This window comes from Hymenobacter terrigena (genome assembly GCF_054776515.1).
Window position 1 is genome coordinate 57,313 of record NZ_BAAHBU010000001.1, and the last position, 18,814, is coordinate 76,126.

An 18,814-nucleotide genomic window follows, 5' to 3' on the forward strand; every position below is an offset into this window, starting at 1 on the left:
TTTATTTCGCCACCCAGATGTCCACCAGCTGGCCCATGCGAATGGTGGCATCGGGACCGGCCACGGGGCGCTGGCGCACCACGGTGCCGGCTACCTGGCCTTCCTCGGCGGGCTGCTCAAATACTTCGCCCTTTTGCAAGCCCTGGCCCACGAGCAAAGTAATGGCCTCGTCCTCGGGCATGTTGATGAGGTTGGGCACGGCGAAGGTCTGGTTGCCCTGGCCGTCGCCCACCACGAGGTCCACTTTCGTGCCCTTGGCAATGGGCGCACCGGGCGCGATTTCCTTGCCGTTCACTAGCTGCTTCAGCACCGCGCCGGAGGCCAGGTCGGGCACCAACTGAATCTGGCCCACCACGAGGTCGTAGCTTTTCAGGATGAGCATAGCATTTTTCGAGGAGCCGTCGGTGAGCTTGGGCATTTTGATTACCGGCGGGTTTTTCATGCTCACCTGCAGGTAGATTTTGCGGCCTTCCTTCACCTTTTCGCCCGGCGCGGGGTCCTGCACCAGCACGGTGAAGGGGCGAATGTTGGGGCTGTAGCTGGAGTCGTCCACGAAGTAGTTCAGGTTGCGCTCGTCAAGGTATTTCTCCAGGTCGGCTACGTTCATGCCCGTCACCTTGGGCACGGTGATGGTTTCGCCGTGGTGTGTGCTCACGGGCAGGTACACGTAGAAAAAGCCCAGCACAAGCAGCAGGCCCGCCACGGCAATGAGCACGAGGTGCTTCACAACGTCGAGCGGGGTATTGGAGGTAAGGAAAGCCATTTTTTTAATGGTTAATGATTAGTGGTTAATGATTAATGGCGAATGGTTTATAAAAGTCTGGGCGGACTTTATTAATCATTGACCATTAACCGTTAACCATTTTAGAAGCCCGCGCCTTGCCGAACTCCAGAATCCGGTCGATGAACTGGTAAGGCGTATAGCCGGCCAGCGCCGTCTGGTGGAAGATGCAGGTGGCCGGCGTCATGCCCGGCAGCGAGTTCACTTCGATGATGAGCACCTCCACCTCGCCCTCCTGGCGCACCCGCACGAAGGCGTCAATCCGGGCGTAGCCCTGAATGTCGAGCACTTCGGCCACACGGCGCAGCACTTTCTTCACTTCGTTGGAGATGCGCTGGCGCTCCACGGGGTCCACGTCGTAGCGGGCGGGGGTGATGTTCTGGCCTTCGCCAGCCAGGAATTTCTCCTCCAGACTCAACACTTCACCGGTGGCCAAGGCCTCGCTGGCCTCAAAAACTTCGATATCAAGCAGGCCGTCCTCATCATAAGACGTGAGCAGGCCGCCCGTGATTTCGAGGAAGTGCGCGGCCCCATCACGGCTGATGAGCGTTTCGACCAGGAAAGCATCCTTGCGCGGAAATTCCTCCTTAAAGCCCAGGTTCAGCACTTCGGCCGGGCCAGGTATCAGGTCTTCCTCGGTGCGGAAAATCAACTGGCAGAAGGCTTCCAACTCCGCGCGGTTCTTGATTTTCTTCACCGCCGAGGAGCAGCCGTCGTCGGCCGGCTTGGCGATGAAGGGGTAGGGGAACTGCGTTTCCAGGCTGCGGTAGAAGCTTTCGGCGTCGGCCTGCCACTCCAGCTTGTTGGCCATGCGGTGCTCAGCTACCAGCAAGCCGGCTTCACGCAGGCGCTTGTTGGTTTCGAACTTGTTGATGGTGATGCTGCTGCTGGCCACGCCCGAGCCGTTGTAAGGCAGGTGGAATTTCTCCAGTTCCTGCTGCAAGGCCCCGTCCTCGCCGGGCCGGCCGTGCAGGGCAATAAACACCTCGTCGGCCATGCCGGCCAATTCCTCAAACGAGATGCGTCGCGGCTGGGCCAGGGCCTGCCCGGCGTAGGTGCTGGTAATCACGCTGGCTTCCTGCCGGATGCGGGCCAGAATGGGGTGCGGGCCCTCGCCGGCCTCGGCGTGCTCGATTTTCTCGCGGATGTCATCGGCGTTGTCCTTCAGCATCACGTTCACGGGCAGCACGTAAAGCTTGTGCTCCTGGGCCGAGCCGGTGAGGAACACCGGCACCGGCGCGTACTTGGCCGACGAGCTCAGCTTCTCGAAAATGTTGCGCCCGCTCTCCACCGAAATGTGGCGCTCCGACGAATAGCCGCCCATTATCACCGCCACGCGAATGCGCTCGGTGGCCTCGTGCTGGCGGCCGGCCACGGCCGTATCGAGCTTATCAAGCAGCGTCCCTAGCTTCACGGGGCGCAGGCCGGCGCGGCGACGGGCCGCCAGCGAGGTGCGAATGAGGTAGGTAAGAAACTGACTCGGATTGAGCCCGATTTCGGCCGCCTGATGGAAGAAGAACGAGGCCGGCAGCATGCCCGAAGTCGTGTTCGGGTCATTCAAAAACAGCTTGCCATCGTGCCCCACAAAGCCATCCAGCCGCGCATACACCTGGAAGCCGAATGTGCGGAACATCTCTTCGCAGGCCTCGCGGATTTCCTGAATTTTATCCTCCGGCAAGTCAATGGGCGTGACTTTGCGGGCCAGGCCGGGCAGGTACTTCGAGCGGTAGTCGAACATCTCCTCGCCCTTCACAATCTCGGTAGGAGGGAGGGCCAGCGGCGCGCCGTCGGGGTCTTCCACCACAATGCACGAGAACTCGCGGCCCGCCACGAAGCTTTCTACCAGCACCTGGGTTTCGCCGTCCATGTTGGTCAGGCGCACTTCTTCGGCCGTTTCCAGTCGCTCATTCAGGGTGAAGAGCAGGGTTTCGGGGTGGTAGATGGGGGCCGTGTCGTCATCGAGCACCACCGGCAGGCCGATGCCTTCGCGGATGTCCGTCAGCTGCTGCACCCAGGCAATCTGGTCCTGCTCGCCGAGGCGCTGCCAGTCGGCCCGCGTCACGGTTTTGCGGAACAGGCTTTTGTCGATGGCGGCCTCAAACTTGGCCAGCTCATCGGTTTTCAGAATGCTCACGCCGATGCTGGAGCCCTGGCGCGGCGCTTTGAGCACCAGCGGCAGGCCCAGCTCGCGCACCAGGTAGGCGAGGGTGGCGGCGTGGTCGGTGCGGTCCCATTCCTCGGCCGTGATGACGCGAAAATCCGGCGTGGGCCGGCCCAGCGCTTTCAGCAGGTTTTTCTGCGCGATTTTATCGATGCCAAACGCCGAGGGCAGAATGCCGGAGCCGGAGTACGGAATGCCCAGCCATTCCAGCAGGCCCTGAATGGCGCCGTCCTCGCCGCCCGGCCCGTGCAGGGCTAGGAAAGCAAAATCCATGAGCAGCGGCAGCTGCTCGGCGTCAATCTTGCGGCCCACTTTGGCAATGGCTTCGAACTTCTCGTCGTGGCTCAGCTCGCCCAGGCTTTCGATGTAGACCTGCAAATGGTGCAGCGACGGCGGCTGCGAGCTCACCGGCGGGTAGAAGTCGCGGATGGTGCCTTTATAGATGTACTGCCAGTCGAGCAGAATGAACTGCCCCAGGCTGTCAACGAAGATGGGCACGGGCTGAAACAGCGCCTTGTCCAGGTTATCAAACACGGTGCGGCCGCCGGCGAAGGAAATTTCCCGCTCGCGCGAAGTGCCCCCGAAAAAAATACCGATTTTCATAAGTGCAGCAAAGGTAAGAACCCGTAGCGCGGACTTTTAGTCCGCGGGTGAACAACCGACTTTGGCGGACTAAAAGTCCCTGCCGGGTACGACCGCGCTACAGCTGCGCCACAAGCTCGGCCACCAAAACCGCATCCGTCTCAAAACGTTCAGTCTGAAACAGGCCCGCCGCGGGGTCCGCCGGGAGCAGGCGCTTGGCACTGGCGTGAAATTCCTGGGCACCAGTGCCAACAGCCAGTTGCTGGAGGTTGGCGGCCGTAATGCCGGCGCCCGGCATGATGGAAATGCGGCCGGCCGCCTGCGCCACCAACGCCGCCAGTTGGGCCTGCCCTGCCTCGGCCGTGGCCTGCCCCCCGGAAGTGAGCAGGCGCTGGCAGCCCAGCGCAATAATGTCTTCCAAGGCCTGGGTCTGGTCGTGGCAGGCATCGAAGGCCCGGTGAAAGGTGACTTGCATGGGCCCGGCCAGGGCTATGAGCGCCCGGCAGGCGGCCATGGCGATGTGTCCGGCCTCGTCGAGCACACCCAGCACCACGCCCGCGCAGCCAAGTTCGCGGCAAATGGCCACATCGGCCCGCATGATGGATAGTTCGTCGGAATTATAGGCAAAGCCGCCGGTTCGGGGCCGAATCAGCACGAACACCGGCAGGCTGAGTTGCGCCAGCACCTCCTTAATCAGGCCGTAGGAAGGCGTGATGCCGCCCTGCTCCAGGTTCTGACACAGTTCGATACGGTGCGCGCCGCCCGCCTGTGCAGCCTGCGCCGAGGGCAGTGAAGCCGCACAGATTTCCAGTTGCCGGCTCATTTCAGCAGGAACTCGCTGTCGCGCAACAGCGGCGTGTCGGTGGTGCTCACCGTGAAGTTGAAGCCCTTTTGCAGGGCAAATGCTCCCGTCTGGCCCTGGTTATTCAGGGCAATGAAGGCCACCTGGATATCCTTCGCTTTCACGCCCTTGATGGCCGCAATGCGTCCGATGGCTTCCTGGCAGGCGGCCTGCGGCGAGCGGCCCTGGCGCATGAGCTCCACCACGGTGTGGGCCCCGGCAATACGCACCACGTCCTCGCCCTGGCCGGTGGCGGCGGCAGCCCCCACGGCCGGGTCCACAAACAGCCCGGAGCCGATGAGGGGCGAGTCGCCCACCCGGCCGCGCATCTTGAAGGCCATGCCGCTGGTAGTGCAGCTGCCGCAGATGCGGCCCTGCGCATCGAGGGCCAGCATGGCGATGGTGTCGTGGTTTTGGGGGCCGCCCACGGGGCCGTTGGGGCGGCTTTTAGAATTCTCGATGTTGACCATTGGCTTGTATTGGCTGGTTTCGAGCCATTTCTTATAGGCCTTTTCCGCATCGGCGCTCAGCTTGCGCGGCTCCAGCGGGAAGCCCTGGGCCACGGCAAACTGCTGTGCGCCCTCGCCCACCAGCAGCACGTGCGGCGTGCGCTCCATCACCCGCCGCGCCACGCTGATGGGGTGCTTGATACGCTCCAACGCTGCCACGCCGCCGCAGTTGAATTTCTCGTCCATGATGCAGGCGTCGAGCGTCACGATGCCGTCGCGGTCGGGGTTGCCGCCCAGGCCCACGCAGCAGCCCTGCTCGGCTTCGGTCACCATCACGCCGGCCTCCACGGCATCGAGGGCGTAGCCGCCGGGACCGAGGATGCGCCACGCACCTTTGTTGGCGTTCACGCCCGCGTCCCAGGTCGAAATCACGATGGGCTTGCCCACCATTGGAGCAGCCGGCAAGGTCACGGCGGCGAGCGGGGCCGCCGCCAGTCCGGCCAGCCCGGCGGCGGAAGTGTGCAGAAATTTCCGACGAGACGACATATACAAAACGAGAAAATGAGACGGCGAAAGATACATCCAGCCGCCAACTCCCGCGTACTTTCGCCGCTATGCTACTTCTCGCCGACGGCGGCTCGACCACTTGCAGCTGGTGCCTGCTGGATGCCGCCAAGCCCATCTATTTCAGCACCGAAGGCTACAACCCCTACTTCTGGGATACGCCCGCCATTGCCGCCTCGCTGGCGCGGGCCGTGCCGGCGGCGGTGCGCCAGGCTTCCATCAGCGCCATCTACTATTATGGTTCGGGTGTGCTCTCGCCGACCAAAGCGGAGATAGTGGCCGGGGCGTTGCGACAGGTATTTCCGCAGGCGCGGCAGGTGCAGGTGGCCGAAGACCTGCTGGCGGCGGCGCGGGCGCTGCTGGGCCGGCAGCCGGGCTTCGCGGCCATTTTGGGCACGGGCACCAATTCCTGTCTGTATGATGGCCAGCGTATTACGCAGGTGGTGGAGTCGCTGGGCTACTCGCTGGGCGATGAAGGTTCGGGCACGTCCATTGGCCGGATAGTGCTGCGCGACTACCTGCGCGGCCGCCTGCCCGCGGGTCTGGCCGACCAGTTTAAGGCCACCTACCAGCTGGGCGAAATCAGCGAGGTGCTCGACCGGCTTTACAATCAGCCCTCGCCCAACCGCTTTCTGGCCAGCTTCGCCCGGTTTGCCGGCGACCATTACGCCGAACCGTATTGCCAGGCCGTGGTAGGGGAGGCGTTCGACACATTTTTTGCGCAAATAGTCACTCATTATCCCAATTTTCAAAGCTATACTTTCAATTGCGTGGGCTCCATCGGTTACCATTTTCGGGCGGCGCTGGCTGCTGCGGCCACCCGCCACGGCATGGCCGTGGGCCAGATTATGGAAACGCCGATTGAAGCGCTGGTGCGCTACCACCGCGCGCCCAACCCCGAATGAGTTTTGCCGGTAAGCAAGTAAATCTGCGAAAGCGCTGCACTTTTGCGCCACCATCACTCCAAGTCCCCACAACCCCATGAACACCCTCGATACCTATAATTTCGCCGGCAAGCGCGCTGTGATGCGCGTCGATTTCAACGTGCCGCTCGACAAAGACCTGCGCATCACCGACGACACGCGCATCCGCATGGCCACCCGCTCGGTGATGAAAATCCTGAACGACGGCGGCTCCGTGGTGCTGCTCTCGCACCTGGGCCGGCCCAAGGGCGGCTACGAGCAGAAATACTCGCTCGAAGCCCTCGTGGCGCGTCTCTCGCAGGAATACGGCCGCGAAGTGCAGTTCGGCGGCGACGTGCTGGGGGCCGAAGCTGCCCAGAAAGCGTCCGCCTTGCAGCCCGGCCAGGTGCTGCTGCTCGACAACGTGCGCTTCTATAAGGAAGAGGAAGCCGGCGAGCCGGCCTTTGCCGCCAAGCTGGCCGCGCTTGGCACTGTGTACGTGAACGACGCCTTCGGCACTGCCCACCGCGCCCATGCCTCCACAGCCGTGATGGCCAACTCCTTCGCCCCGCAGGACCGCGTGGGTGGCTACCTGCTCCAATCCGAAATTGACAATGCCAAAAAGGTGTTGGAGAATGCCGAGCGGCCCTTCACTGCCATCATGGGCGGTGCCAAGATTTCGGACAAGATTCTCATCATCGAAAAGCTGCTTGATAAGGTGGATAACCTGCTCATCGGCGGCGGCATGGCCTACACGTTTGCCGTGGCCGAGAATGGCCACGTGGGCAGTTCGCTGCTGGAGGCTGACAAGGTGGACCTGGCCCGCCAGCTCATCCAGAAAGCCAAGGATAAGGGCGTGAACCTGATGCTGCCGTCCGACTCGCTCATCGCCGATAGGTTCGCCAACGACGCCAACGTGGACGTGGCTGCCAACACCAGCATCCCTGACGGCTGGATGGGCCTCGACCTCGGCCCCGATTCGCGCGAGGCCTTCGCCGAAGTTATCCGCCAGAGCAAAACCATCCTCTGGAACGGCCCGATGGGCGTGTTCGAGATGAGCAACTTCTCGCTCGGCACCGAGTATGTGGCCCGCGCCATTGCCGAGGCCACGGCGGCCGGCGCCTACTCGCTCATCGGCGGCGGCGACTCGGCCGCGGCCGTGCAGCAGCTCGGCTTTGGCGACCAGGTGAGCTATATCTCGACCGGCGGCGGCGCGCTGCTAGAATATATGGAAGGCAAGGAGCTGCCCGGCGTAACGGCCCTGGGATAGGCTTTAAACCGACTTTCGAACATCAAAATCCCCGCTAGCCGCGGCTGCCATGGCAGCCGCGGCTAGCGGGGATTTTGATGTTTACCGCATCAATCGTCAAATATGCCAGCTTCGAAAACCACGTATTTATACGCTATTGCAGCCACTGGCAATGCCGGTATTTTGCGGTGTAGTTAAAGCATCGGTGCCTCAGGTAAGGGAACCTGTTGGAAGGCATTAATATTAAAATTATTATATATTAAATATGGGTAGGAAAAAGCACTTGGCCAGAAAAGAAAAATGGATTGTTGTAACGCCATTGCAGGCACCTAGACGCAGTATTAAGGTAACGTTATAGAAATAAACGATTCCTTGTCTTGCCCCTGAAATCGCTATTTCAATGCATTTCGAAAGCGCTGACCTTTAAAACGTAAGATTAATTAATGCTGAGCAGTTTGTAGTGTAATCACAATCCTTACCTTTACCCTGCTTTTCCTCATAGAATCACATTTAAAATATGATTACACTCCTTACTCAATCTATTACTCACGATGTTTCGGCCCCGGCCCTGCCCCAGCTTGCGTCGCGCCGCAGCTGGCTGAAGGGGCTGAGCGCCCTGCTCGGCACCGGTTTGCTGGCCGCGCCCACAGCTTTGCTGGCTAGTCCGGTGGCTCCGGCTGTGGCCCCACTACCGGCCTCGGCTGCGGTGGGTGGCGATGAATACATTGGCGTAGTGAAGCTGCTGGCCGGCACGGAGCTGCCTTCGGGCTGGGCACTGTGCGATGGCCGCGAGCTGAGTGTGGTTCAGCATCCGGCGCTGTTTGCCCTGCTGGGCGCCACCTACGGCGGCAACGGCCGCAGCACCTTCGCCTTGCCCGACCTGCGCCAGGAAATGGCCACGATGCAGGCCTCGGCCGCTCGCCAGCCCGCCGGTGCCGCCCCGCTGGGGCAGTTCTTCGCCATTAAGCTGGCCAATGCCCCCGCCACCACCACGGCCGTGCTGGAGCTGCGCCTGGCGCATCTGCACCGGTCACGCCACGCCACGGTATAAGCAGGAGGGGCAGCGAGCCTGGGCCGTCCGGCGCTGGCTTTTCCGGCGCTCGTAGCCGGCCTCCATTGATAGTTTTCCAAGCGCCAGCAGCTTGCTGACGCCAATTTCCCACTCTTACCTTTTTTTCGTTTATGGACCCTTTTGTTGGAGAAATCCGCCTGCTGCCGTTCAACTTCGCCCCGAGCGGGTGGGCGCTTTGCCAAGGGCAGTTGATGTCAATCAGTCAGAACACCGCCTTGTTTTCGTTGCTGGGCACGCAGTACGGCGGCGACGGCCGCACCACCTTTGGCCTGCCCGATTTGCGGGGCCGTGCCATGGTGGGCATGGGCCAGGGTGCTGGCCTCACCAACTACCCGCAGGGCACTATGGTCGGCACGGAGAGCGTGACGTTGCTCAGCAACCAACTGCCTGCGCACACCCACACGTTCAGCGCGACGGTGCCGGTGAGCACGGTGGCGGGGGACAATAACTCGCCGGCGGCGGGCTACTTCGCCACGGGCAACTCCCAGTATGGCGACTCGGGCGGCGGTGGCAATATGGCGGCGGGCCTGCTCAACGGCACCAGTGCCCCGACCGGCGGCAGCCAGGCCCACGAAAACCGCATGCCGTTTCTGGTGCTGAACTACTGCATTGCCACGCAGGGTGTTTTCCCGCAGCGGCAATAGTACGGCATCGCCCTTCCCTTTAACCTCTCTAAACAACGCACAAGCGGCTTCATTATGTCATCCCCATACATCGGCCAAGTCATTGCGGTCGGCTTTACTTTCGCACCGGTCGGCTTTGTTTCCTGCAATGGTCAATTGCTGCAAATCAGTCAATACGATACCCTCTTCAACCTGATAGGTACTACCTACGGGGGCGATGGCCAAACCACTTTCGCGGTACCTAACCTGAACAGCCGCCTGGCGGTTGGGTCCCAGGGCCAAGGGGCCGGGCTTAGTCCCTACCCGCTGGGAGCACAGGTTGGTACGGAAAACGTCACGCTGACTGCCACCCAGTTGCCGGTTCACGGGCACGCCGCGAACGTGCCGCTGCAAGCCGTAACCAGCGGCACAGCTTCCTCAGCTCCGGTCGGGAAATTCCCGGCCACCAGCGCCGGCAACAAGCCCTACGCGGCCGCAGCCACGGCTGGCGCTACCCTGAACGCCCAGGCGCTGACGGGTTCGCTGGGCGTAGCGGGGAGCAGCCAGGCGCACTCCAACATCCAGCCCGTGCTGGCGATGAATTTCATCATCTGCACGGACGGCATTTACCCGTCGCCGCAGTAAGAACAGCCTCTTTTTCGGCATTCAGTCATTTATAATCTTTTCAGCACCTCATCACCATGAGCGACCCCTTTATCGGCGAGATTCAAGTTACCAGCTTCAATTTTGCTCCCAGAGGCTGGGCAATGTGCAGCGGCCAGACGCTGGCTATCAATCAAAACCAAGCCCTCTTTTCCCTGCTGGGCACCACTTATGGCGGTAATGGCACCACCACCTTCAACCTGCCCAACCTGAACGGCCGCGTGCCAGTAGGTGCCGGGCAGCTTGCGGGCGGCAGCGCTTATACCTTGGGCCAGGTTGGCGGGGTCGAGTCGGTAGGTTTGAATACCAATCAAATACCAGCTCATATACACCCCGTTACGGGCACCATGCAAACGGCCGAGCTAGGCGACCCCAACACGCCCAAAGGCAATTTCCTGGCCGCTGATGCCAATGCGCAGTATGGTGCCGGCCCCGCCAATGCCACCATGGGCAGTGCCGCCCAAGGCACCTCGGGCAATGCTGGTGGCAGCCAGCCCCACGAGAACCGCCAGCCGGTGCTGGGCCTCAACTACGTCATCGCCCTGCAAGGCATCTACCCTTCGCGCAGCTAAGTTTCGCTCGCCGGCTAGTTGTTCCAATCTCGGCCACTGCCCGCTTCGGGGAGTTTCAATCGGTATCGGAACAGCTGGCCGGCGCAGCATTTTCCTTTCCACCCACTACTTATGCGCGTTGCCGTTATCCTTAGCAGCCTGCTGGGCTGGCCCCTGCTGCAAGACCTGTTGAGCCAGGGCGTAGTAGCCGGCGTGGCCATGCCGGCCAGCCGCCGCGAAGAAGCCGTGCAGGTAGCCGCTCTGCTCGCCCAGGCCCACGTGGTGCCGCGCACCTTAGCACGGGCTAACCTGGGGCCGGAGTTGGCCGAGTGGATAGCCGCTACCGAAGCCGAGGTCGTATTGGTGCTCACCTTTCCGTGGCGCATCCCCGCCTCCGTGCTGGCCCTGCCGCCGCGTGGCTTTCTCAATTTTCACTTCGCCGCTCTGCCGGGCTACCGCGGCCCCGAGCCCACGTTCTGGCAGCTGCGCCACGGCGAACCGGCCGGGGCCGTAACGGTGCATCGCATGGCCGAGGACTTCGATACCGGCCCGGTGCTGCTGGCCACGCCGGTGCCCATCGGGCCGAATGATACGCACGGCCTGCACCGGGCCCAGCTGGCCTTAGCAGCCGTGGGCACCGGCCGCCAGCTGCTGGCCGGCCTGCGCGGCGAAATGCCCCTACCCGAACAGCCCCAGAACGAAGCCGCTGCCCGCTACTGGCCGCGCGCCGGACTGGCCGATGTGAGCATCGACTGGCAAGAGCCGGCCGCTGCCATTGCACGGCTGGTGCGGGCCGCCAATCCCTGGAACCGGGGCGCGCTGGCCACTCTGCGCGGCCAGCTGCTGCGGGTGCTGGTGGCCACGCCCCGGCCCGAAACCGTGGCCGCCGCGCCCGGCACCGTGGTACTGGCCGCCCCCGGCCAGGTTCTGCTGGTGGCCTGCGGCGGAAACCAGGTGTTGCAGCTCGACGTGCTGGCCCTAGATGAAGGGTACTTTACCGGCGGGCAGCTGGCCGGCATGGGCGTGCAGGCAGGAGAGGTACTGGGCAATGCGTCTTCACCAATACCAGCTGATAATCACGCTTATACACACGCGTAACTTGCTATTTTTTGCACATTTATTTTTCAAACCTTTGCTTCTCTTTAACATATGAGACAAAAACTACTGCTGCTGCTGCTTCTACTGCTGGCAGCTTGGGGGGCGCGTGCGCAGGCTCCCACCTGGCAAAGCGCCCTTAGCTCGGCGGCCGTCGATGTGCGCGATGTTGCCATCACTGCCAGCGGCGACGTGTACGTGACCGGCTCTTTCACGGGCTCGGTCACGTTCGGCCCCAACACGCTCAACAGCACTGGCGACACGGATATGTTCGTGGCCAAGTGGGCCTCCGGGGCCAGCACATGGGCCTGGGGCGCGAGCGGCGGCGGCGGCACGGCCGGCACCGGCGGCACGGCCGAGGATTTGGGCAATGCCATCGCCGTGAACGGCAACCGCGTGTACGTGACGGGCGTGTACCGGGCCACCCAGTTTACCACCGGCTCGGGCACTACCCTGACCAATAACGGCGGCTGGGACATGTTTGTGGCCAAGTTCACCGATAACACCACCAGCGTGACGGCGAGCGGGCTGCAGGGCAGCACCGCCGGCGCATCGCAGGAATATGCCTACGGTATGGCCGTGAACCCGGCCAACGGCAACGTGTACGTGACGGGCTACTTCGGTTCGAGCTCTTTGCCGAATGCGACCATCAGCGGCACGGCGCTTACCAGCAGCGGCTCGGCCGACGTATACGTGGCTAAGTTTCTCGACAACGGGACGACATTTTCGAACGGTGGCGCCGTCCGCGCCGGTGGTGCCAGCGGCGAAATTGCTACCTGCCTGGCCCTGAACGGCAACAACATCTACATCGGCGGGCGTTTCAATAGCTCCGGCACGGCCGTCATCGGCTCCAGCACCCTAACAAACGGGGGCGCGAACGATATTTTCGTGGCGCGCTTCACCGACACCACTCCCACCGCAACGGGCGGTATCACCGCCAACTACGCACAGAAGGGCGGGGGCGACGGTAGCGACGGGGCCCAGGGCATCGCCGTGAATACGACGACCGGAAGCATCTATGTAATGGGTACCATTAACACCAGCTCGGTTGGGATTTCGGTAGCGGGTACTGCCCTGACAACGTCGGCAGGGAGCCAGGATATATTCGTGGCCAAGTACACCGACAGTGGGGCCGCTCTGGTGAATGGCTATGCCATCGCCGACGGTGGTGCTAATGCCGAAGACGCTATTGATGGCTCAATTGGGGGAGATATTGCCGTGAATGGCAGTTTTGTATACGTAACGACCGACTACAGCGCATCGACCAGCATCGCCGGTACTACCTTGACAAGCGCTGGGGGCTATGATGCGTTCGTCGCCAAATACACGGATACCGGCTCAACCTTTGCAGGCAACGGGGCACTCAGCGGCGGGGGCAGCGGCGATGACACCGGCTTCGGCCTCGCCGTGAATGGCACCCAAGGCGTGGTAGGCGGCAAGATGGTGCCCACTGCCAACTTCGGGACTTCGCTCACCAGCGGCAACGCCTACGCGGCGCGCGTAAGCTTTGCCGCGGCCCCCACGGTGACGACTACCACAGCTGGGAGTGTTACCACCGCCGCCGCCGTATTGGGCGGCAACGTGACTGCCGACGGCGGCGACGCCGTGACCGGCCGTGGCGTGGTGTACAGCACTACCAACGCCACCCCCACCGTGGGTGGCAGCGGCACCACGACGGCGCCCAACGGCACGGGCACGGGCAGCTTCTCGGCTACCATCTCGGGCCTGTCGGCCGGTACCCGCTACTACGTGGTGGCCTACGCCACCAACAGCGTGGGCACCAGCTACGGCAGCGTACTGCAATTTGTGACGACCCCGAACGCGCCGGTCGTAACCACCCCGGCCAATGGCAGCATCGTGGCCACTACCACGCCAACCTACACGGGCACGGCACAGGCCAATAGTACGGTAACGGTGTCCGTGGACGGCGCGGCCCTGAGCGGCACGGTGACGGCTGATGCCAGCGGCAACTGGAGCAAAGCCCAGCCCACGGCCCTGAGCCAGGGCAGCCACACGGTGTACGCCACGACCGTAGTAACGGTGGGCGGCACCAGCAGCAGCGCCAGCGCCAACAGCAACACCAACACCTTTATTGTGGACACGGTGCCACCGGCCGCGCCGGTGGTGACGACGCCAGCCAACGGCAGCGCCGTGGCGACCACTATCCCAACCTATTCCGGCACGGCCGAGGCCAACTCGACGGTGACGGTAATTGTGGACGCGGCCAGCATTGGCACTACCACAGCCAACGCTTCGGGCAACTGGTCGCTGGCGCAGCCCACGGCCCTGAGCCAGGGCAGCCACACGGTGCGGGCTACGGCCCGCGATGCGGCTGGCAACAACAGCTCCAGCAGCAGCACCAACACCTTCACGGTGGACACAGTGGCCCCGACGGTAACCATCAGCTCGACGGCGGGCTCGAATGGCAGCACCACGCCCACTACGCCCGTTCCCTTCACGGTGACCTTCTCGGAAAGCGTGACGGGCTTTGTGCAGGGTGACCTGACGGTGACCAACGGCACGGTATCAGGCTTCGCGGGCTCGGGCACCACCTACACCTTCAGCGTGACTCCGACCGGCAGCGGCACCACTGTGACGGTGAACGTGCCGGCCAGCGTGGCCCAGGATGCTGCTGGCAATTTCAACACGGCGGCCTCACAGTTCAGCATCACCTACCAGCAGCCGGTAGTAGCCGTGGCACAGAACGTGACGGTGAACCTCGACGCCAGCGGCAACGCGACCCTGAACGCCAGCAGCGTGAACAACGGCAGCACCGGCGGGGGCACGCTCACCTACACCATCCAGAAAATCGTGTATGGGCGGGTAGCTGAGGGCAACACACTGACAATGACCACGCCCAGCGGGGTCAACTTCACGGCCATCCGCTTCGCCAGCTACGGCACACCTACCAACGACGCCAACGGCAATTACCGCTTGGGCAGCTGCAACGCGGCCAACAGCGTGATAACGGCCCAGAACTCGTATGTGGGCCGCAGCACCGGCAGCATGGACGCCAACAATGCGGCCACTGCTAACAACAACCCCACGCTGGGTGACCCCTGTGCGGGCACTCCCAAGGCACTGGCCGTGCAGGCGGCCTACTCCGCCGACGCCGCCAGCCTGACTTACAACTGCTCGGAAGCGAACAAAACCCAGTACGTGCTGCTGACCGTGACCGACGGTAGCGGCAGCACCAGCACCTCGGTGGCCCAGGTTACGGTGAATCCGCCGGCCACGGCTACCATCAGCAGCGTGAGCCCCACTACGGCTCAGCGCGGCGCGACCGTGACGGTCGCCGGTACCAACCTGAGCGGCGTGAACAGCGTGACGGTGAACGGCGCAACGGCCACCGTGAGCGGCCTCTCGGCGAGCGGCTTCACTTTTGTCGTACCCACCGGGGCCACCTTCGGCCCCGGCACCCTGACGGTGACGGCCCCTTGTGGGCAGACGCTGACCTCCGCCTTCACAGTGCAGGCCGTCATCACCGTATCGCCGGCCTCGCTGCCCAACGGCACGCAGGGCACGGCCTACAGCCAGGCCCTCACGGCCTCGGGCGGCACGGCGCCCTACAGCTACGCCATCACGGCCGGCGCCCTGCCGGCGGGCCTGACGCTGACGAACGGCACGATTGCCGGCACGCCCACGACCAACGGCACGTTCACCTTCACGGTAACGGCGACGGACGCCTCGGCCGCCCCCGGCCCCTACAGCGGTTCGCGCACCTACACGCTCACCATCGCGCCTCCCCCGACCGTGACGGTAGTCTCGGTGACGCGCCTGACGCCTTCGCCCACGGCCACGGCCACGGTGAGCTACCAGGTGACTTTCTCGGGCTCGGTAACCGGCCTGACGACGACGAATTTTGACCTGACGACCACGGGGCTGAGCAGCGCCGCCGTAACCAGCGTATCGGGGTCGGGCACTACCTACACGGTAGTAGTAAACACCGGCACGGGCAGCGGCACCCTGACGCTGAACGTGGCCAATACCACGGGCGTATCGCCCACAATTAGCAACGTCCCCTACACCAGCGGTCAGCAGTACACCATCACCAAGAGCTTTGCGGCCGCGCCCACCCTGCGCATTCAGGCGGCGGGCAGCGCCAGCGGCAACAGCGACGTGACGGCCTTCGTGGACATGGTGCAGGTGCTGAGCGGCGGCACGGCCTTCGCCAATGGCTTGCAGAACGGCAGCTTCGAGAGCAACAACGTACCCGCGGGTAGCTACCTGTACCAAAGCGACGGCGTGGTGGCCACGCCCTGGACCTTCGGCCCCCAGGCTGGCGTGTCGCGTAATGGCAGCGCCTTTGGCTCGACGGCGGCCGACGGCGACGCGGTGGCCCTCCTGCAAAGCGCGGCTGGCAACAACGGCAACGTGTTGCAGAACCTGGCCGTGCCCACGGGCAGCTACCAGGTGAGCTTCCGGGCCATCCAGCGCAACTACACCTCGCTCGACCAGCGCCTGAACGTGTATGTGAACGACGTATTCGTGGGCAACATTCAGCCCAATAACACTCCGACATACAACACCTTCACATCGGCCTCGTTCAATGTGACGGCCTCGGCCCTGACGGCGACGGTGAGCACCACCTCGGCCAGCCCGACCAGCACTTCGCCGATTCCCTTCTCGGTCAGCTTCTCGCCGTTGAGCGTGGGTACCACCTTCACGGCTTCGGACGTGACGGTGACGGGCGGCACGCTGACCAGCGGCAGCTTCAGCGGCAGCGGTGCCGGCCCCTACACCTTCACCGTAACGCCCAGCGGGTTCGGCACCGTGTCGGTGAGCCTGGCTGCCAATGTGGCCCAGGACGCCAACAACACGGGCAACTCGGCCAGCAACACGGTGAGCGTGCAGTTCGTGGCCCCCACCATCACGGTGGCCCCGACCACGCTGCCGGCGGGTACGGTGGGCGCGGCTTACAGCCAGACCCTCACGGCCTCGGGCGGCACGGCGCCCTACAGCTACGCCATCACGGCCGGCGCCCTGCCGGCGGGCCTGACGCTGACCAACGGCACCATTGCGGGCACGCCCACGACGAGCGGCTCGTTCACCTTCACGGTGACGGCCACCGATGCCTCGTCGGCTCCGGGCCCCTATAGCGGCTCGCGCAGCTATACGCTCACCATCACGGCCCCGACCATCACAGTGGCCCCGGCCACGCTGCCGGGCGGTACGCAAGGCACAGCTTACAGCCAAACGATTACGGCTTCGGGCGGCACGGCTCCTTATAGCTACGCCATCACGGCCGGCGCCCTGCCGACGGGCCTGACCCTTTCGACGGGCGGGGTGCTTGCGGGCACGCCCACGGGCAATGGCACATCCAACTTCACGGTGACGGCGACCGATGCGTTCGGCTCAACCGGCGCGCAGGCTTACACGCTCGTCATTGCGACTCCGGCTTTGGTGACGTGGACCGGCAACGTGAGCACCGACTGGTTTACGGCCAACAACTGGTCGCCGATCACGGTGCCCACCAGCACGATTGACGCCACCATCCCGACCGCGCCCAGCGGCAACCGCTTCCCGGCCATCCTCGCCGGCACGGCCAGCGTGCGCAACCTGACCCTTAACAGCGGTGCAGCCCTGACCCAGGCCGGCGGCACACTCGACGTGCGGGCTGACCTGACCAACAACGGTACCTACCAGCCCACGGGCGGCACAGTGGTGCTGGGCACGAGCACGCAGGCCAACATCTTGGGCAGCAGCAATACCCGCTTCTGGAACCTGACCGTTGGTGCCAACGGCGCGCAGTCGAGCACCTCAGCCAGCACGTCGGTGCAGCGCCTGTTCACGCTCAACGGCAACTTTACGACCAACGGCAACCCGTTCACGCTGGAGTCGAACGCCAACCTCACGGCGCTGGTGGTGAACAACGGCAGCAACGTGATTGTGGGCAACGCCACGGTGCAGCGCTACATCGCGCCCGACCTGAACCCGGGCCTCGGCTACCGCCACTACTCGGCACCGGTGAGCACCGCTACTGTGGGTAGCCTGACTACGAGTACTTTCACGCCCGTAGTGAACCCGGCCTACAACACTTCGGCTGCGCCCAACAGCGTGCGGCCTTTCCCCACGGTGTACTACTACGACCAGGCCCGCCTGGCCACCTCGACCAACAGCCTGGCTCCCTTCGACAAGGGCTGGACGTCGCCCAGCGCACTGACCGACCCGCTGAACGTGGGCCAGGGCTACACCGTGAACCTGGCCGCCAACCAGACCCTGAGCGTGAACGGCCCGCAGAACAACGGCAATATTTCGTTGGCGTTGGGCCGCAACAGCGGTGCCACGGCGACCGATGCCGGCTGGCAATTGGTGGGTAACCCTTACCCGTCGCCGCTGGACTACTCGCTGGTAGGCGCGGCCGACCGCAACAACCTTGACGCTGCCATGTATGTGTTTGAAAGCACCAGCCTGTACGGCGGCACCTACCGCGCCAACGTGAATGGCGTGGGCGGCAACGCCAATAGCCCGAACTCGATTCTGGCCCAAGGCCAGGGCTTCTTCGTGCGGGTGAGCAACGGCCAGACCAGCGGCAACCTGACGCTGCGCAACTCGCACCGCGTGACGGCTTACCAGAACCCGGTGTACCACCGCACGACCGAAACCCGCCCGCTGGTGCAACTCGACCTGCAAAGCGCCACCGGTTCCGACCCGCTGTACGTGTACTTCGAGCAGGCCGCTACGGCCGGCACGGATTCGGAATACGATGCCGTGAAACTGCCCAACTCCACCGGCCTGAACCTGGCCGCCTGGGCTGGCAGCGACAAGCTGGCCATCAACGCCCTGCCGCTGACCTCGACGACTTCGGTGACGGTGCCGCTGTTCATTGGCCTGCCCGTGACGGGTACCTACACGCTGCACGCGGCGCAGGTGCTCAACTTCGGGGCCGGCGAGCAGCCCTTCCTGCGCGACTTGCAGCTGGGCACGCTCACCGACCTGAGCCTGCACCCCGACTACACCTTCACCATGAACGCGGCCAATACCACGCCGCGCTTCGAGCTGGTGTTTGGGGCCCGGGTGCTGGGCGTGGCTTCGGCCAAGCTGGCGGCCCAGGTAGCCGTGTACCCGAACCCCGCCAGCAAGGCAGTATTCGTCGAGCTGCCCTCCGTCCTCAACCGGAAGGCCGTGACGGCCGCGCTGGTTGATGCGCTGGGCCGGGTAGTGCTCACGCAGGCGCTGCCTGCCGGCCAGCCCACCTACACCCTGCCGCTGACCAACCTGGCCACCGGCGTGTACTCGCTGCGCCTCCAGACGGAAGCCGGCGTGGTGGTGAAAAAGCTGGTGGTGGAATAAGTAACCCGC

At 63.7% G+C, this 18,814-nt stretch carries 12 protein-coding genes; 8 read left to right on the forward strand and 4 right to left on the reverse strand.

All coding sequences use genetic code 11. The annotated features are described in order from the left end of the window. Window position 1: 1 nt before the first annotated feature. The 4 genes from ACYU7Q_RS00220 to ACYU7Q_RS00235 form a co-directional block, all read right to left on the reverse strand. Window positions 2-763, reverse strand: coding sequence for a PASTA domain-containing protein (locus ACYU7Q_RS00220; protein WP_460607416.1), 762 nt, complete (start codon window positions 761-763; stop codon window positions 2-4). Window positions 764-848: 85 nt separating this feature from the next. After that, the gene (locus ACYU7Q_RS00225) at window positions 849-3,545 is read right to left on the reverse strand and encodes a D-alanine--D-alanine ligase family protein (protein WP_460607417.1); all 2,697 of its coding nucleotides are present in this window, start codon (window positions 3,543-3,545) and stop codon (window positions 849-851) included. A gap of 97 nt (window positions 3,546-3,642) precedes the next feature. Then, window positions 3,643-4,347 (reverse strand): copper homeostasis protein CutC, encoded by a 705-nt coding sequence (locus ACYU7Q_RS00230; protein ID WP_460607418.1) that lies wholly within the window; start codon window positions 4,345-4,347, stop codon window positions 3,643-3,645. Further along, complete coding sequence (locus ACYU7Q_RS00235; RefSeq protein ID WP_460607419.1) at window positions 4,344-5,360, reverse strand: N(4)-(beta-N-acetylglucosaminyl)-L-asparaginase; 1,017 nt, start codon at window positions 5,358-5,360, stop codon at window positions 4,344-4,346. Before ACYU7Q_RS00235 ends, ACYU7Q_RS00230 begins: the two co-directional genes overlap by 4 nt. Window positions 5,361-5,428: 68 nt before the next feature. On the opposite strand from ACYU7Q_RS00235, the gene ACYU7Q_RS00240 reads away from it, so the two are divergent. The 8 genes from ACYU7Q_RS00240 to ACYU7Q_RS00275 all read left to right on the forward strand — a co-directional run bounded on the left by ACYU7Q_RS00240 (window position 5,429) and on the right by ACYU7Q_RS00275 (window position 18,805). Beyond that, a complete protein-coding gene (locus ACYU7Q_RS00240; RefSeq protein ID WP_460607420.1) occupies window positions 5,429-6,283 on the forward strand; it encodes an N-acetylglucosamine kinase in 855 nt (284 codons plus the stop codon). Window positions 6,284-6,359: 76 nt separating this feature from the next. Further along, complete coding sequence (locus ACYU7Q_RS00245) at window positions 6,360-7,550, forward strand: phosphoglycerate kinase (protein ID WP_460607421.1); 1,191 nt, start codon at window positions 6,360-6,362, stop codon at window positions 7,548-7,550. Window positions 7,551-8,046: 496 nt separating this feature from the next. Beyond that, window positions 8,047-8,580, forward strand: coding sequence for a phage tail protein (locus ACYU7Q_RS00250; RefSeq protein ID WP_460607422.1), 534 nt, complete (start codon window positions 8,047-8,049; stop codon window positions 8,578-8,580). A gap of 131 nt (window positions 8,581-8,711) precedes the next feature. Beyond that, a complete protein-coding gene (locus ACYU7Q_RS00255) occupies window positions 8,712-9,245 on the forward strand; it encodes a phage tail protein (protein ID WP_460607423.1) in 534 nt (177 codons plus the stop codon). Between the two features lie 54 nt (window positions 9,246-9,299). Continuing rightward, complete coding sequence (locus ACYU7Q_RS00260; protein WP_460607424.1) at window positions 9,300-9,848, forward strand: phage tail protein; 549 nt, start codon at window positions 9,300-9,302, stop codon at window positions 9,846-9,848. Between the two features lie 56 nt (window positions 9,849-9,904). Next, on the forward strand, window positions 9,905-10,438 hold the full coding sequence (locus ACYU7Q_RS00265) for a phage tail protein (protein ID WP_460607425.1): 534 nt from the start codon (window positions 9,905-9,907) through the stop codon (window positions 10,436-10,438). Between the two features lie 111 nt (window positions 10,439-10,549). Then, window positions 10,550-11,515 carry a methionyl-tRNA formyltransferase gene (locus ACYU7Q_RS00270; protein ID WP_460607426.1) on the forward strand — a complete coding sequence of 322 codons (966 nt, stop codon included), beginning with the start codon at window positions 10,550-10,552 and terminating at the stop codon, window positions 11,513-11,515. Window positions 11,516-11,566: 51 nt separating this feature from the next. Further along, a complete protein-coding gene (locus ACYU7Q_RS00275; protein WP_460607427.1) occupies window positions 11,567-18,805 on the forward strand; it encodes a putative Ig domain-containing protein in 7,239 nt (2,412 codons plus the stop codon). Window positions 18,806-18,814: the final 9 nt, after the last annotated feature.

Coding starts and splice junctions, on each gene's coding strand:
- ACYU7Q_RS00230 (WP_460607418.1), bottom strand. CDS start 4,347: ATGAGCCGGCAACTGGAAATCTGTGCGGCTTCACTGCCCTCGGCGCAG.
- ACYU7Q_RS00245 (WP_460607421.1), top strand. CDS start 6,360: ATGAACACCCTCGATACCTATAATTTCGCCGGCAAGCGCGCTGTGATG.
- ACYU7Q_RS00220 (WP_460607416.1), bottom strand. CDS start 763: ATGGCTTTCCTTACCTCCAATACCCCGCTCGACGTTGTGAAGCACCTC.
- ACYU7Q_RS00240 (WP_460607420.1), top strand. CDS start 5,429: ATGCTACTTCTCGCCGACGGCGGCTCGACCACTTGCAGCTGGTGCCTG.
- ACYU7Q_RS00235 (WP_460607419.1), bottom strand. CDS start 5,360: ATGTCGTCTCGTCGGAAATTTCTGCACACTTCCGCCGCCGGGCTGGCC.
- ACYU7Q_RS00250 (WP_460607422.1), top strand. CDS start 8,047: ATGATTACACTCCTTACTCAATCTATTACTCACGATGTTTCGGCCCCG.
- ACYU7Q_RS00255 (WP_460607423.1), top strand. CDS start 8,712: ATGGACCCTTTTGTTGGAGAAATCCGCCTGCTGCCGTTCAACTTCGCC.
- ACYU7Q_RS00270 (WP_460607426.1), top strand. CDS start 10,550: ATGCGCGTTGCCGTTATCCTTAGCAGCCTGCTGGGCTGGCCCCTGCTG.
- ACYU7Q_RS00275 (WP_460607427.1), top strand. CDS start 11,567: ATGAGACAAAAACTACTGCTGCTGCTGCTTCTACTGCTGGCAGCTTGG.
- ACYU7Q_RS00225 (WP_460607417.1), bottom strand. CDS start 3,545: ATGAAAATCGGTATTTTTTTCGGGGGCACTTCGCGCGAGCGGGAAATT.
- ACYU7Q_RS00260 (WP_460607424.1), top strand. CDS start 9,300: ATGTCATCCCCATACATCGGCCAAGTCATTGCGGTCGGCTTTACTTTC.
- ACYU7Q_RS00265 (WP_460607425.1), top strand. CDS start 9,905: ATGAGCGACCCCTTTATCGGCGAGATTCAAGTTACCAGCTTCAATTTT.